General features: G+C 67.4%; 17 protein-coding genes. 12 read left to right on the top strand and 5 right to left on the bottom strand.

From position 1 onward, the window contains the following. The first annotated feature begins 21 nt into the window (after positions 1-21). From RT97_RS00585 to RT97_RS00610, 6 genes are read left to right on the top strand one after another with little or no spacing between them, the layout of a single operon-like run. Positions 22-516: a GlcG/HbpS family heme-binding protein gene (locus RT97_RS00585; protein ID WP_042576841.1), complete on the top strand. Its 495-nt coding sequence runs from the start codon at positions 22-24 to the stop codon at positions 514-516. A 5-nt stretch (positions 517-521) separates the two neighbouring features. After that, complete coding sequence (locus RT97_RS00590) at positions 522-1217, top strand: ankyrin repeat domain-containing protein (protein ID WP_042576842.1); 696 nt, start codon at positions 522-524, stop codon at positions 1215-1217. A gap of 44 nt (positions 1218-1261) precedes the next feature. Beyond that, the gene (locus RT97_RS00595; protein ID WP_042576843.1) at positions 1262-1906 is read left to right on the top strand and encodes an FMN-binding negative transcriptional regulator; all 645 of its coding nucleotides are present in this window, start codon (positions 1262-1264) and stop codon (positions 1904-1906) included. A 1-nt stretch (position 1907) separates the two neighbouring features. Then, positions 1908-2141 (top strand): hypothetical protein, encoded by a 234-nt coding sequence (locus tag RT97_RS00600; RefSeq protein ID WP_042576844.1) that lies wholly within the window; start codon positions 1908-1910, stop codon positions 2139-2141. Then, positions 2131-3246 (top strand): tRNA adenosine(34) deaminase TadA, encoded by a 1116-nt coding sequence (gene tadA / locus RT97_RS00605; RefSeq protein WP_042576845.1) that lies wholly within the window; start codon positions 2131-2133, stop codon positions 3244-3246. The genes RT97_RS00600 and tadA overlap by 11 nt, the downstream gene beginning before the upstream one ends. Beyond that, entirely contained in the window at positions 3243-4202 is a 960-nt protein-coding gene (locus RT97_RS00610; protein ID WP_042576846.1) for an LD-carboxypeptidase, read from the top strand. The genes tadA and RT97_RS00610 overlap by 4 nt, the downstream gene beginning before the upstream one ends. Before the next feature lie 68 nt (positions 4203-4270). Here RT97_RS00610 and RT97_RS00615 read toward each other — a convergent pair whose 3' ends face one another. Continuing rightward, positions 4271-4609 (bottom strand): hypothetical protein, encoded by a 339-nt coding sequence (locus RT97_RS00615; RefSeq protein WP_042576847.1) that lies wholly within the window; start codon positions 4607-4609, stop codon positions 4271-4273. Positions 4610-4873: 264 nt separating this feature from the next. On the opposite strand from RT97_RS00615, the gene RT97_RS00620 reads away from it, so the two are divergent. The 6 genes from RT97_RS00620 to RT97_RS00640 all read left to right on the top strand — a co-directional run bounded on the left by RT97_RS00620 (position 4874) and on the right by RT97_RS00640 (position 10828). Further along, a complete protein-coding gene (locus RT97_RS00620; RefSeq protein WP_042576848.1) occupies positions 4874-5821 on the top strand; it encodes an adenylate/guanylate cyclase domain-containing protein in 948 nt (315 codons plus the stop codon). Positions 5822-5892: 71 nt separating this feature from the next. After that, positions 5893-6246, top strand: a complete 354-nt coding sequence (locus tag RT97_RS32275) for a hypothetical protein (RefSeq protein WP_080898113.1) — start codon at positions 5893-5895, stop codon at positions 6244-6246. Between the two features lie 211 nt (positions 6247-6457). Then, positions 6458-8275: a DUF1800 domain-containing protein gene (locus tag RT97_RS00625; protein ID WP_042576849.1), complete on the top strand. Its 1818-nt coding sequence runs from the start codon at positions 6458-6460 to the stop codon at positions 8273-8275. Between the two features lie 22 nt (positions 8276-8297). Further along, positions 8298-9773: a DUF1501 domain-containing protein gene (locus RT97_RS00630; protein WP_042576850.1), complete on the top strand. Its 1476-nt coding sequence runs from the start codon at positions 8298-8300 to the stop codon at positions 9771-9773. 14 nt (positions 9774-9787) lie between these two features. Continuing rightward, the gene (locus RT97_RS31970) at positions 9788-10126 is read left to right on the top strand and encodes a hypothetical protein (RefSeq protein ID WP_253278094.1); all 339 of its coding nucleotides are present in this window, start codon (positions 9788-9790) and stop codon (positions 10124-10126) included. 81 nt (positions 10127-10207) lie between these two features. Beyond that, on the top strand, positions 10208-10828 hold the full coding sequence (locus tag RT97_RS00640) for a CAP domain-containing protein (RefSeq protein WP_080898114.1): 621 nt from the start codon (positions 10208-10210) through the stop codon (positions 10826-10828). A 43-nt stretch (positions 10829-10871) separates the two neighbouring features. Here RT97_RS00640 and RT97_RS00645 read toward each other — a convergent pair whose 3' ends face one another. The 4 genes from RT97_RS00645 to RT97_RS00660 form a co-directional block, all read right to left on the bottom strand. Continuing rightward, the gene (locus RT97_RS00645; protein ID WP_172672134.1) at positions 10872-11234 is read right to left on the bottom strand and encodes a response regulator; all 363 of its coding nucleotides are present in this window, start codon (positions 11232-11234) and stop codon (positions 10872-10874) included. Between the two features lie 73 nt (positions 11235-11307). Beyond that, complete coding sequence (locus RT97_RS00650) at positions 11308-12537, bottom strand: hybrid sensor histidine kinase/response regulator (RefSeq protein WP_042576852.1); 1230 nt, start codon at positions 12535-12537, stop codon at positions 11308-11310. Further along, positions 12527-13141 (bottom strand): chemotaxis protein CheB, encoded by a 615-nt coding sequence (locus RT97_RS00655; protein ID WP_042576853.1) that lies wholly within the window; start codon positions 13139-13141, stop codon positions 12527-12529. Before RT97_RS00655 ends, RT97_RS00650 begins: the two co-directional genes overlap by 11 nt. Continuing rightward, complete coding sequence (locus tag RT97_RS00660; RefSeq protein WP_042576889.1) at positions 13138-13920, bottom strand: CheR family methyltransferase; 783 nt, start codon at positions 13918-13920, stop codon at positions 13138-13140. Before RT97_RS00660 ends, RT97_RS00655 begins: the two co-directional genes overlap by 4 nt. Between the last annotated feature and the right edge of the window lie 23 nt (positions 13921-13943).

A 13943-nucleotide genomic window follows, 5' to 3' on the forward strand; every position in this document is an offset into this window, starting at 1 on the left:
CATCCACTGGAGAAACAAGAAATGCGTTCCACCCTTTGCCTCGCCGTCCTGCTCGCCGCATCGGCCGCTCAAGCCCAGACGCCCGCGCCCGCAGTGCGCACCGAGAAGAACATCTCGCTCGCGCTGGCCAACCAGATCGCTGCCGAAGCCGTGGCCGCCTGCGCCGCCAACGGCTACAACGTGGCCGCCACCGTGGTCGATCGCGCCGGCACCGTGCGAGCCGTGCTGCGTGCCGACAACGCCGGCCCGCACACGCTGGCATCGAGCGAGCGCAAGGCCTGGACCTCGGCATCGGCCAGGAACGCGACGCAGGCCATGATGGAAGGCGCGCAGAAAAACCCCGGCGCCGCGAACCTCGTGTACCTGCCGGGCTTCCTGCTGCTGGGCGGCGGCGTGCCGGTGAAGTCGGGCAACGAAGTGATCGGCGCCGTGGGCGTGGGCGGCGCGCCGGGCGGCCACCTGGACGACCAGTGCGCGAACGCCGCGATCGAGAAGGTCAAGGGCCTGCTGGGCTGAGCTAGATGAAGCGCGGTATCTGGACGCTCATCCTGGCAGGCGCGCTCGGCGTGGGCGCATCGGCCGGCGTGTCGGCCCAGGTGCCGCCGCTCGCGGCCGAGGTTCTGGCCTACGAGGGGCTGCACAAGGCGGCCTGGCATGGCGACCTGCCGAAGTTGAAGGCGCTGGTCGCCGCGGGCGCGAACCTCGATGCCCGCGATGGGAAGGGCCGCACGCCGCTGCACGTTGCCACCTATGCGCGGCAACGCGAGGCGATCAAGCTGCTCGCCAAGGCAGGTGCGAACATCGACCTGCTCGAAGACGACCGCTACGACGCGGTGACGATCGCCTCGGTCGCGGACGATGCGGCCACCCTCGCGCTGCTGCTGTCGCTCGACGCCAGGCCCGGGCAGGTGACCAGCCGCTACGACGGCACCGCACTCATTGCGGCGGCACACCTGGGCCACGACGAAGTGGTGCGCCGCCTGATCGCAGCCGGCGCGCCGCTCGACCACGTGAACAACCTGCACTGGACGGCGGTGATCGAATCGATCGTGCTCGGCGAGGGCGGGCCGCGCCACCAGCGCACGCTGGCCGCGCTGCTCGATGCGGGCGCGAGCGTGAAGCTCACCGACCGGCAGGGCAACACGCCGCTGCAACTGGCCAAGGCGCGCGGCTACGGCGCGATGGTCAAGCTCCTGGAAGCACCGCGCGCAAGATAGGCCGGCTCGGGGACAATCGGGGTTCGCCACGAGGAAAACACCCTATGTACATGCCCCCGCAGTTCAATGCCAAGGACCCGGCCATCGCGCTGGAGTTGATGCGCTCGCACCCGTTCGCCAGCCTGATCTCGAACGACAACGACGGCCTGCCATTCGTCACGCACCTGCCGCTGGTGGCGGAAGCGGGCGAGGGCGACCAGTTGGTGTTGTGGGGGCACTGCGCCAAGCCCAACGCGCATTGGCGCTATCTGCAGTCGCGGCCGCAGGCGGTCGTCACTTTTCTGGGTCCCCATTCGTACCTGTCGCCGCAGGTCTATCCCGATCTCGCACGCGTGCCGACGTGGAACTACCTCGCGGTGCACTGCACAGTCGAGGCCCGGTTGATCGAGGAGCCGGCCGAGAAGGACGTGCTGCTCAAGAAGCTCATCGGCGAGCACGAACCCGCCTACGCGCAGCAATGGCGCGACCTGGGCGAGGAGTTCCAGCTCAAGATGCTCAACGGCATCGTCGGCTTCGAACTGCGAGTGACCGCGCTGCAGTGCAAGGTCAAGATCAACCAGCATCGCAAGGAGTCGCATGCGGCCATGCGCGCCATGTACGGCGCCGGCACGCCGGACGAACAGGCACTGGCCGCGTGGATGGACCGGCTCGGCATGAACGCCGAGGCGCCCGTGGCCGAAGGAAGCTGAGATGCGCGTGTTCGGATTGCTCGGCCTGGTGCTGGCGCTCGTGATCGTTGGGCTGATCGCGAAGAAGCAATTGACGACGGCCACGGCGCCGCTGCCATCGGTGCCAGGCGCAGCGGCCCCTGCACCGGGCGAGGCGCCGGCCGATATGCGCGCGCAGAGCCAGCAGGTCCAGCAGCAGGTCAAGGACGCGCTCGACGCCGCGGCGCAAGCCCGCAAGATGCCGGATGAAAACTGAGTTGCCTCTGAAGCCGGACGACGCGCACTGGATGGCGCTCGCGCTGGCCGAGGCGCGCCACGCGGCCGAGGCCGGCGAGGTGCCGGTGGGCGCGGTGCTGGTGAAGAACGGCCAAGTCATTGCAACCGGCCGCAACACGCCCGTGGCGCAGCACGACCCGAGCGCCCACGCCGAGATCAACGCCCTGCGCGCCGGTGCCGCCGCGCTGGGCAACTACCGGCTCGATGGCTGCGAGCTCTTCGTCACGCTCGAACCCTGTGCGATGTGCGCCGGCGCGATGCTGCATTCGCGGCTCGCGCGGGTGGTGTTCGGCGCGGCCGATCCCAAGACCGGCGCGGCGGGGTCGGTGCTCGATCTCTTCGCGGAGCCGAGGTTGAACCACCGCACGCAGGTGCAGAGCGGCGTGCTCGCGCAAGAGTGCGCCGCGGTGCTGCAGGGCTTCTTCCAGCAGCGGCGCAGCATGGCGCGCGAACAGGCCGAGCCGTTGCGAGACGATGCGCTGCGCACGCCAGTCGATCGCTTCTCCGCACTCGATGACTACGCCTTTGCCCCGCATTACGTGCAGGACCTGCCGAGCCAGCACGGCTGGCGCATGCACTACGTGGACGAAGAGCGCGCGCCCGGCGAAGACGGCCAGATCGCCTCGTGCGTTTGTCTGCACGGCCCCGGCGAATGGGGCTACTTCTTTCGTCATCTGGTCGGCGCACAAGGATTGCGGACGCTGGTGCCCGACCTCATCGGCTTCGGCAAGAGCGACAAGCCCAAGCGCGAAGCTGCGCACAAGCTCGAGTGGCATCGCGATGTGTTGCTCGAATGGCTCGAAGGGTTGCAGTTGCAGCCCGTGGTGCTGGTGCACAGCGCTGCGGCCACCGAACTCGCATCGTTGCTGCAGGCTTCGGCTGCCAGCCGTTTCGTGGCCGCGATCGTTGCCACCGATGGCGGGACACGCATCAAGGACGCATGGCGCGCCCCGTACCCCGACCGTGGCTACGAAGCCGCGCTGCGAGCGCTCGGGCCGATCGCTTCGTCTTCCGGCCCGAGCGCCGTGCAGGCACTGGCGATCGGCCGGCTCGCGCGCAACGCAATGGGATACTCGGCCTCGTGACCAAACACATCTACATCTACTCTCCCTCCAGCGCGATCCGCGACAAGGCCGCCTTCCGGCGCGGCGTGAAGAGGCTCCAGGCCCTGGGCCACGAAGTCGAGATCGACCCCGATGCGCTCTCGGTGCACCAGCGCTTTGCGGGCGACGACGCCACGCGGCTCGCCGCCATTTCGCGGGCCGCTGCGAGCGGCGCGAACGTCGCGCTCATCGCGCGCGGCGGCTACGGGCTCACGCGCATCCTCGACCAGATTCCGTACAAGGCCGTGGCCAAGGCGATCAACCACGGCACAGAGTTCGTAGGCTGCAGCGACTTCACCGCGCTGCAGAACGCACTGCTCGCCAAGACCGGCGGCGTCACCTGGTCGGGCCCGGCGGTCGGCGAGGACTTCGGTGCCGAAGCCGGTGCCGACGACATCATGGAAGCCTGCTTCGACGACCTGTTGAGCGGGCAGGGCGAAGGCACCGGCTGGCGCATGCCGGCGCGCGATGCCGAACTGAAGTTCAAGCCCGTGGAAGACGCCGTGCTCTGGGGCGGCAACCTTTGCGTGCTGGCGAGCCTGCTCGGCACGCCGTACTTTCCGGCAGTCGACAAGGGCATCCTCTTCATCGAGGACACCAACGAGCATCCCTACCGCATCGAACGCATGCTCGACCAGTTGAAGATGGTCGGCGTGCTTGCCAGGCAGAAGGCGATCGTGTTCGGCCAGTTCACGGGCATTCGCAAGGTGCCGGGCTACGACCGCGGGTTCGGCCTGGACACGGTGGTCGACCGGCTGCGCGCATCGCTGAAGAAAGTGCCCGTGCTCATGGGCCTGCCGTTCGGCCACGTGCCGACCAAGGTCCTGCTGCCGGTGGGCGCGAAGGTGGCAATGGCCGCCGAAGGACGCGACGTGTTCCTCGTGTGGGGACACCGGCATGCCCATTCGCACGATCATGACCATGACCACGCGCACTGAGCGCGGTGCCGGCGAAAGATGAGCGGTGGGAAAGAGGGGCGAGGGGGCCGTCGCGGGCCGCTTCGCTTTCAGTCGTTGCTGGTGAAGCGCTGATGGGCGCGCGGGCCCATCGAGCCGGGCAGGCCGCCCTTGAACATGCTGTTGATGGATTTCATCTGGCGGCGGGCGGCGGATTCGCCGTCGATGGCGCTCAACGCGGTCATCACGTCCTGGCGCAGGTACCAGAGCGCTTCGACGTCGACCGCGAAGCGAACGCGCTGGCTGACGCGCTGGACGGAATGGCCGCCATGGGCCTGGAGCACCGACAGCATGGCCGTGCGAATTCGCCCCAATTGGCTTTCAGTCGCCTTGCGGGATCCAAAACCAGGCACGTTCAGCAGACGAAAAATGCGGCGGAGGAGCACCATGTGACGAATAGCGTATTGCCGGAAGCCAGGACGGCCGCTACCTTAAGCTGCAGTTAACCAATACACAAGGTGTGAAACATTGTTTCTTGTTTGCAAACAACAAACTTTACGTATCACTTAAAGCACGTATTGATATTTGATATCAAAAGTACTACATCTTCCAGCTCGTAATGGTTGGGCATATGTCAAATAAAACACCGGCCTGAGTCTGCAAGGCTTCCTGCCCATAATCCATCAGCGATCGCTACCGAGATACAGAACAGTATGGGTGTCAATGCCACAGTCGTATTCGCGGACCTCACGGGGAGCACCCGGGTCTTCGAAGCCATGGGAAATGCGCGAGCCACCGAAACGGTGACGCGCCTGACCCAATGGATCGGCGGCGTCTGCCAGGCGCACGGTGGCCGCGTGGTGAAGTCGCTGGGCGACGGGGTGTTCGCCATCTTCTCGAGCGGCGCGGCCGCCACGCACGCGGTGATCGAGTTGCAGCGCTACCACCAGAAACGCCTGCAGGTCTGGCCCGCGCCGTTGCGCATGGCGCTGCAGATCGGCGTGGCCAGCGGCGAAGTGGTCGAGCTGGAAGGCGACTGCTTCGGCGATGCGGTCAACCTCGCATCGCGGCTGAGCGACTTGGCCGGTCCGGGGCAGATATGGGTCACCGACGCGGTGATCTCGCAGCTGCGCGAAGGCGCGGTGCAGCACCGCGACCTCGGGCTCATCAACATCCGCGGTCGCAGCGAGATGTCGGTGGTGCATCGCATCGACTGGCAGGAGGACGTGACCTCCTTCCTCACGGTGCCGGCCGCGCTGGCGCCGCTGCGGATGCCGGACTCGTCGTTCGGGCAGATCGAGCTCTCGTGGCTCGACGTGCGCTCCATGTTCAGCAGTGAGCAACTGCCGATCCACCTGGGCCGCGTGGACGACGCGCAGTTCGTGGTCAACGATCCGCGCGTCTCGCGGCTGCATGCGCGCATCGAGATGCGGCAGGGCAGTTGCGTGCTCATCGACATCAGCACCTACGGCACTTGGGTGCGCTTTCATGGCAACGGCGGGCCGAGCACCGAGATCGCCTTGCGCCGCGAGGAATGCGTGCTGCACGGCCGCGGCGAAATCGGCCTCGGCGCGCCGCTGAGCGACTTCAGCGCACCCACCATCGCCTTCAACACGACCGGCGGGGAGGTGATGCTTTCTCGCCGCGAGGTGGCCCCCTGAGTACACCGGCGCGACGCGTCGGGCGTTGCTTGTCGACCCGGGCGCTGTTCGCCCTTGGCCCTGGAGCCGCTGTGAACTTCAAACGACAACCTTCCGTCTTCAAATGGGCAACCCTCGGCGCGATCGCTGCCGGCGCATTGCTCGCCGCAGGTGCCGCCGATGCGCGCGGCAGCTGGTCGGTGCAGATCGGCACGCCCGGTTATGTGGGGGGCGGTTATCCGGCGCCGTATTACGCGCCGCCGCCGGTTTATTACCCGGCACCGATCTACTACCAGCCCGCACCGCCCGTCTATTACCGGCCGCCGCCGCCGGTGTATTACCGTCCGGCACCCATTTACAGCCCGCCGCCCGGACGCATTTATTACGGCCCGGGTTATCCGTACCGTCCGCCCAATGGCGATGAATGGGACGACGAGCGGGACTGAAGTCTTTAACAGTCGGCTTAATTGAAGACCTGCCAAAGTAGGTCTTTTGAGTTGCCAATTTTGTTTCTGAAGTGACGAAAAAGTCACATAAAGTCACAAATATGGGCTTGACGACACTCTCGTCAAAGATTCTTACCACCGAAATCCACAGGGCACGGCACTTGCCTTGATCCGCTCTACCGGCGTCGGAACGCCGCAGGAGCGAGGAAACATGGTGGAACGGATCGAAGCCGGTTGCGCGAGCGTGGCCGACGAACTGGCGTACGTCGATGCGCCGACAACAGACCCAGCCGGAAGCGAAACGTCGTCCGGGCCCGCGAAGGCCCTGGCGACGTTTTCCATCGCGGCCGCGCTTGCGGCCTGCGGCGGGGGCGGCGGCGGAAGCGGCGGGGGCGGAGGCGGATTCGCCGGCGGCTTTCTCCCGCCGGGCGCCGGTAGCGGCGCCGACGCCGGCCCGTACCGCTATCCGCAGGCCAAGACCGACGACGAAGCCGCGCGCTTTTTGCTCCAGGCGCAGTTCTCGGCCTCCGAAGCCGAGATCGCCGACGTGCGCAACAAGGGCTACCTGCCCTGGCTCAGCGAGCAGTTCGGCGCACCGCGCGCGCAGTCGGCCTGGGAATGGCTCGACAGCAAGCCCTACGACAGCACCGCGATCGACGCCGCCGTCTGGCGCCAGCTGATGGTGTCGGTCGATCCGGTGCGCAAGCGCATGGCGCTCGCGCTCAGCGAGATCTTCGTGGTCTCGGCCAACGAGATCGGCTCGAACTGGCCGCACGCCATGATGGCCCAGTACTTCGACACGCTCGTCGCGGGCGCCACCGGCAACTTCCGCACGCTGCTGGAAGACATCACGCTCAACCCCGCGATGGGCTTCTACCTGAATACGCGCGACAACCGGAAGGAAGACGGCCGGGGCCGCCAGCCCGACGAGAACTACGCGCGCGAAGTCATGCAGCTCATGACGATCGGCCTGTCGCAGCTCAACGCCGACGGCACGGTGAAGACCGGCCCCGACGGCCAGCCGCTGGACACCTACACGCAGGACGACGTGACGAACCTGGCACGCGTCTTCACCGGCTACGTGCTCGACATCCGCGGCGCCGAACGCACCGGTTTCACCCCGCCCAACGGCGGCGGCGCGTTCGACACCAAGGACTGGACCACGCGCCCCATGGCCTACGTGGCCGCGAACCATTCCATGCAGGAGGCGAAGTTCCTCGGCACCACCGTGCCCGGGGGCACGCCCGGCCCGGCGGCGCTGAAGATCGCGCTCGATGCGCTCTTCAACCACCCGAACGTCGGCCCCTTCATCGGCAAGCAGCTGATCCAGCGGCTGGTGACGAGCAACCCGAGCCCGGGCTACGTCAAGCGCGTGGCCGATGTCTTCGCCAACAACGGCGCCGGCGTGCGCGGCGAGATGAAGAGCGTGTTCGCAGCCATCCTGCTGGACGACGACGCGCGCGGCCCGGGCGGCTTGTCGGACCCGAACTTCGGGCGCCTGCGCGAACCGATGCTGCGCTTCGTGCAGTGGGGCCGCACCTGCGGCATCGCCTCGGCCTCCGATGCCTGGAAGATCGGCATCCTCACGGACGCTAGCAACGGGCTCGGCCAGAGCCCGCTGCGCTCGCCCTCGGTCTTCAACTTCTTCCGGCCCGGCTACGTGCCGCCGTCCACCGCCATCGCCGGCAACAAGATGGTTGCTCCCGAGTTCCAGCTGGTCAACGAAAGCAGCGTGGGCGGCTATCTCAACTTCATGCAGGGCGTGTTGCCCAACGGCTTCAGCAGCAAGGACGTGATGGCCAGCTATGCGGCCGAGAAGGCCTTGGTGCTCGACCCCGCGGCGCTGGTGCGGCGCCTGAACCTCGTGTTGACCGGCAACCAGCTGTTGCCCTCGACCGTCACCCTCATCACCACCGCGCTCGCCACGCCCAATCTCACGGCGGCGAGCAACGACGGCGCGAAGCTCAATCGCATCTGCGCCGCCATCCTCCTGGTGATGGGTTCGCCCGAATACCTCGTCCAGAAATAAGCAACGCGGGAGCCTTTCGTCCATGTACCTGATCGATCCCGCGCGGCACACTCGCCGCGCGTTCCTCCGCCGCACGGGCCAGCTCGCGATGGCCGGCACCGCGCTGCCGTTCGCGCTCAACCTTGCCGCCATGGGCGAGGCCGCCGCGCAAGCCGCGCCCGGCGACGACTACCGCGCGCTGGTGTGCGTGTTTCTCTTCGGCGGCAACGACTATGCGAACACCGTCGTCACCTACGACGCCGACAGCTACGGCCAGTACAGCCTGATCCGCGGCGGCAACGGCGAGGCGGGCGGCGGCATCGCCATCGCGCGCGCCGCGCTCGCCGCGACCGAGCTCAAGCCGACGCAGGCACTTCCCGGCGGGCGCGCGTATGCGCTGCATCCGTCGATGACGGGGCTGGCGGACCTCTTCAACAACCAGGGCAAGGTGGCGGTGCAGCTGAACGTCGGCCCGCTCATCAAGCCGCTGACGCGCGCGCAATACAACAGCAGCAACCGCCGCGACTTCCCGGTTCCGCCCAAGCTCTTCTCGCACAACGACCAGCAATCGGTGTGGCAGTCGTCCTCGCCCGAAGGCTCGACGGTCGGCTGGGGCGGCAACCTCGGCGACCTGGCGCTCTCGCCGAACGGGGGCTCGCTCTTCACCTGCATGTCGGTCGCGGGCAATGCGGTGTTCCTCTCGGGCGACCAGGCGCTGCAGTACCAGGTGGGAACGGGCGGCGCGGTGCGCATCGGCGCGGTGAGCGGCGTCGGCGGCAACCTTTACGGCTCGGCCACGGTAAAGGCCGCGATGCAGCAGATCGCGCAGCGCGAGAGCGGCCACACGCTGGAGAACGAATACACCAAAGTCATCCGCCGCGCGGTCTCGGCCGAGGGCAAGATCACCGAAGCGATCCAGTCCGACTTCGCGTCCGGCACGTTCCCGACCCAGAACAACCTGGCCGACCAGCTCAAGATGGTGGCGCGCCTGATCCGCGGGCGCGAAGCGCTGGGCGTCAAGCGGCAGGTGTTCTTCGTCTCGATGGGAGGCTTCGACCTGCATGACGACCTGATCGCGCGCCAGCCGGGGCTGATGAAGAACCTGTCCGACGCGCTGGTCGCCTTCCACAACCAGATGGGCGTGCTCGGCGTGGCCGACAAGGTCACGGCATTCACCGCGTCCGACTTCGGCCGCACGCTCTCGAGCAACAGCAACGGCTCCGACCACGGCTGGGGCGGCCACCACTTCGTGGTCGGCGGTGCGGTGAAGGGCAAGGCGCTGTACGGCACGGCGCCGCCGGTGAGCATCACCAACACCGCCTCCGACATCGACCAGTGGCACGTGGGGCAGGGGCGGCTCATTCCCACCACCTCGGTCGACCAGTACGCGGGCACGCTGGCGCGCTGGTTCGGCGTGCCGGACGACCAGCTCGACGGCATCCTGCCGAACCTCAAGAACTTCGGCATGACGGCACCGAGCGGCATTGCGTATCCACGCAACGTGGGGTTCATGGGATGAACGAAGCGAGCGGCATGAAGGGGGTGAAAGGGATGAACGGCTTGAACGGCAACGAGGGCGGCACGCGCGTGTCCTTTCCGTCCGATGGCGCCAGGAAGACATCGTTGCGCGTTCGCGGCACGGACCTCACGCCCATGCACCCTTACTCCAGCGTCGAAGGCGCCGTCGCGGCCATCGACGCGCTGGACCGAAGGCTGCGGGAGTTCGAGCTTTCGGTGTCCGACGAGCTGCAGGACTACCTCGGCGTGCAGATGGCGCAGATCACCGACCGTGCGCTGGCGCGCGGCTGGGAGCCGATCAGCTTCATGCAGAAGAACGGGTTCCGGCGCTATCGCTTCAAGGCGATGCGTTAGGCTGGCGGCCGGCGACGGGGCGGATCGGCCAGGGTCAGCGCGTCGATGCTCTTTTCATTGGAACGACAGGAAACGATGCAAATGACAACGAAACGCCACGGCCTCTGTGTCGGCATCCTCTCCACGCTGCTGCTCGCATCCTGCGGGGGTGGTGGCGGAGGAGGCGGGGGAGGCGGCGTACCGATCGGGTTGGGCGTGCCGCCTGCGCCTGCCCCTGCACCCGCCGCGCCGCCCGCACCCGCTCCCGCGCCGGGCCCCGTCGCCCTCGAAAGCTGCGGCCTGCCGGACTTCGTGCAGGACACGCTCACGCGCGTCAACCAGTTCCGCAGCCAGGCGCAGACCTGCGGCGCCACTTCGTTCCCGGCCGCCGCGCCCCTCGCGTGGGACGGACAACTCGATGCGGCCGCCGCACGCCATTCGCGGGACATGGTCGCCAAGAATTTCTTCGACCACACCGGCTCGGACGGCAGCACCGTGGGCACCCGCGCGACCGGCGCGGGCTACAAGTGGTCGGGTGTCGGCGAGAACATCGCGGCCGGGCAGAACAGCGTCGCCTCGGCCATGAACTCGTGGCAAGGCAGCGAGGGCCACTGCCGCAACCTGATTGGCGCGAACTACAAACACGTGGCGCTCGCCTGCGTGCGCGGCGGCGCGGGGAACGCCTATCCGTTCTACTGGACGATGGTGCTCGGGACGCCCTGAAGAAGGGCCCGCGCCCGGCCCGCTGGGCCGCTGCGCTGCTGGCCTAGCGCGACGGCTGCGCCAGGATGCGATCAAGTTGATCGATGTCGATCGGCTTTTGCAGGTGATGGTCGAACAGCCCCTTGGCCGATTCGCCCGCCGCGTCCTGCGCGGAGAAGCCAGAGATCGCGACCAGGAGCCGCGGCGTGCCTTCGGCGGTGCTGGCGCGCAGCCGCCGCGCCACCTCGGTGCCAGGAAAGTCGGGCAGCGTGAGGTCGATCAGCGCGGCATCGAAGTGCTCGGCGGCCGCCGCGTCCATCGCCTGCTGCGCCGTGTAGGTGCAGCGCGCGGTGTGGTCCTGCAGCGTGAGGAGTTCCTGCAGCAGGTCGGCAGCGGCTTCGTTGTCATCCACGATCAGCACGTTCACAGGTATTTTTCTTTCTCGTCAGTCGAAAGAAGCAGTATCAACGGATTGTGTCCTGGGCTTCGTAGGGGTGTTCCTACGCGCCCAAGCCCACGCCTGAACCCGGGGCCGCAGCATCGTGCTGCAGTGGCAGCTCGACCGTGAATCGCGCGCCTTGGCCGGCCGCGCTCTCCACGCCGATCTGCCCGGCGTGCAAATCCACGATCTTGCGCGTGATGTAGAGCCCGAGGCCCAGCCCCGCCGCGTGCTGGCGGCTGTGCTCGGTGCGCTCGAACTGCTCGAAGATGCGCGCCTGGTCCTCGGGCGCGATGCCGATGCCGTTGTCGCGCACGCTCACCAGCGCCTTTCCGCCGACTTGCTCGACCACCATCTCGACCGACTTGCCGCCGCCGTAGCGCAGCGCGTTGGTCAGGAGGTTGGTGAGCACCTGTTCGATGCGGAACTCGTCCCACACGCCGCGCAACTCGGCCGGCGCCTGGAGCGTGATCACCGAGCCCGCGGCCTCTGCCTGCTGGCGCAGGTTTTCGACCACGGCGCGGGCAAGCACCGCCAGGTCGACCGGCTTGGTCTGGATCGAGAGCGCATCACGCCGCATGCGCGTCACGTCGAGCATGTCGTCGATCAGCCGGACCATGTTGCGGATCTGCCGCTGGTCGCGTTCGATCATCGCGGGCAGCCGCTCGGGAGAGAAATTGGCCAGGTTGCCCTTGGACAGGTGAAGCTGGCGCAACTGCGCCTCCAGGTAGAGCGTGTTGAGCGGCGTGCGCAGCTCGTGCGAGACCATCGACATGAAGTCGTCGCGCATGCGCACCGCGCGCTCCAGCTCGAGCTGGGTGTGCTGCAGCTGCTGCACCAGTTCTTCCTGCTTCCTGTGCGCGGCGGCGAGCAGTTCCATTTCGTGGCGCAGCGCCTTCCTGTGCTGGTACAGGTCGACGAACACGTTCACCTTGCTGACCACCGCGTGGGGGTCCAGCGGCTTGTGCAGGAAATCGACCGCGCCGCTCTCGTAGCCCTGGAAGGCGTAGTTCAGCTCGCGCCCCGCCGCGCTCACGAAGATGATCGGGATGTGCCGCGTGCGCTCGGTGCCGCGCATCATCTCTGCCAGCTCGAAGCCGTTCATGCCGGGCATCTGCACATCGACGATGGCGAGCGCGAATTCATGCTCCAGCAGCAGCGAGAGCGCCGCCTCGGCGGAGCCCGCGCGGTAGACGACACGGTCGGGTGCGCGGATCAACGCCTCCAGCGCCAGCAGGTTCTCCGGCAGGTCATCGACGATCAGCAGCTTGCTTTGCACGTCAATGAGCATGGGCGGCCTCCAGTTGCAGAAGCAGGGCGCGAAGCTCGCGCAGGGGTAGCACGTGGTCGGGGGCGTGTCGCGCGATGGCGGCGTTGGGCATGATGGAAATCAGGGCTTCTTTCGGGTCCTGCACGGCGGTAAGGCCGCCGGCCAGGTGGATGCGGTACAGGCCTTCCGCGCCGTCGTCGTTGGCGCCGGTCAACAGGAAACCGGCCAGCGCGGGGCCATAGGCATCGGCTGCCGAGGCCATCAGCACGTCGATGGACGGCCGCGAGAACAGCACCGGCGCCTCGCAGCTGAGCGAGAAACAGCGCTCGCGCTCGACCGACAGGTGGTAGCCCGGCGGCGCGAAATAGAGGGTGCCGGCCGCGAGCGGCATCTTGTCGGCAGCCTCCCGCACGTGGATCGGCAGGCGCTGAGCAAAGATTTCGGCCAGGTGGCTGTCGTGGTTCTCGGGCAGGTGCAGCACCACCGTCATCGGAATGTGCCAGCTCGCGGGCAGGTCCGCCAGCAGCGCCAGCAGCGCATCGATGCCCCCGGCCGAGGCGCCGAGCACGATGGCGTCCACGCGCTTGCGGGTGAGGGGGCGTGCAGGGGAAACAGGTGCCGTCATGTCGCCTTGCGGTAGATGCGCTCGGCGCGCGCGTGCGGCGCAAAGCGGTCCGCGTACGCGGAAAAATCGATGCTCTCCTTGGACCCCAGCCCGAGAAAGCCGCGGTGCGACAGCGACTCGTGGAAGAGCCCGAGCGCGCGGTCCTGCAGCAGCCGGTTGAAGTAGATGAGCACGTTGCGGCACGACACCAGTTGCGTCTCGGCGAACACGCTGTCGGTCGCCAGGCTGTGGTCCGCGAAGATCACGTCGGCGCAGAGCGTCGGGTCGAAGCGGGCCGCATCGTAGGCGGCGGTGTAGTAGTCGGAAAACGAGCTGCGCCCGCCCGCGCGCTGGTAGTTGGTGGTGTAGCCGCGAATCGCCTCCAGCGGAAAGATGCCCTGGCGCGCCTTCTCGAGCGAGGCCGGGTTGATGTCGGTCGCATAGATCTGCGTGCGCTCGAGCAGCCCTTCCTCGCGCAGCAGGATGGCGAGCGAAAACACTTCCTCGCCCGTGCTGCAGCCCGCCACCCACACCTTGACCGACGGATAGGTGTGCAGGATCGGCACCACGTGCTCCCGCAGCGCCAGAAAGTACGACGGGTCGCGGAACATCTCGCTCACCGGGATCGTGAGGAACTGCAGCAGCCGGCCGAACAGCGCCGCATCGCGCAGCACCTTGTCCTGCAGCGCCGAGATGTTCGGCAGCCCGAGCTGCTCCAGCGCATAGAGCACGCGCCGCTTCTGCGAGGCCGTGGTGTAGTTGCGGAAGTCGTAGCTGTACTTGAGATAAATGGCCTCCATCAGGAGGCGCAGCTCGATCTCCG

Source organism: Variovorax paradoxus, from assembly GCF_000834655.1.
Lineage (GTDB): Bacteria > Pseudomonadota > Gammaproteobacteria > Burkholderiales > Burkholderiaceae_C > Variovorax > Variovorax paradoxus_F.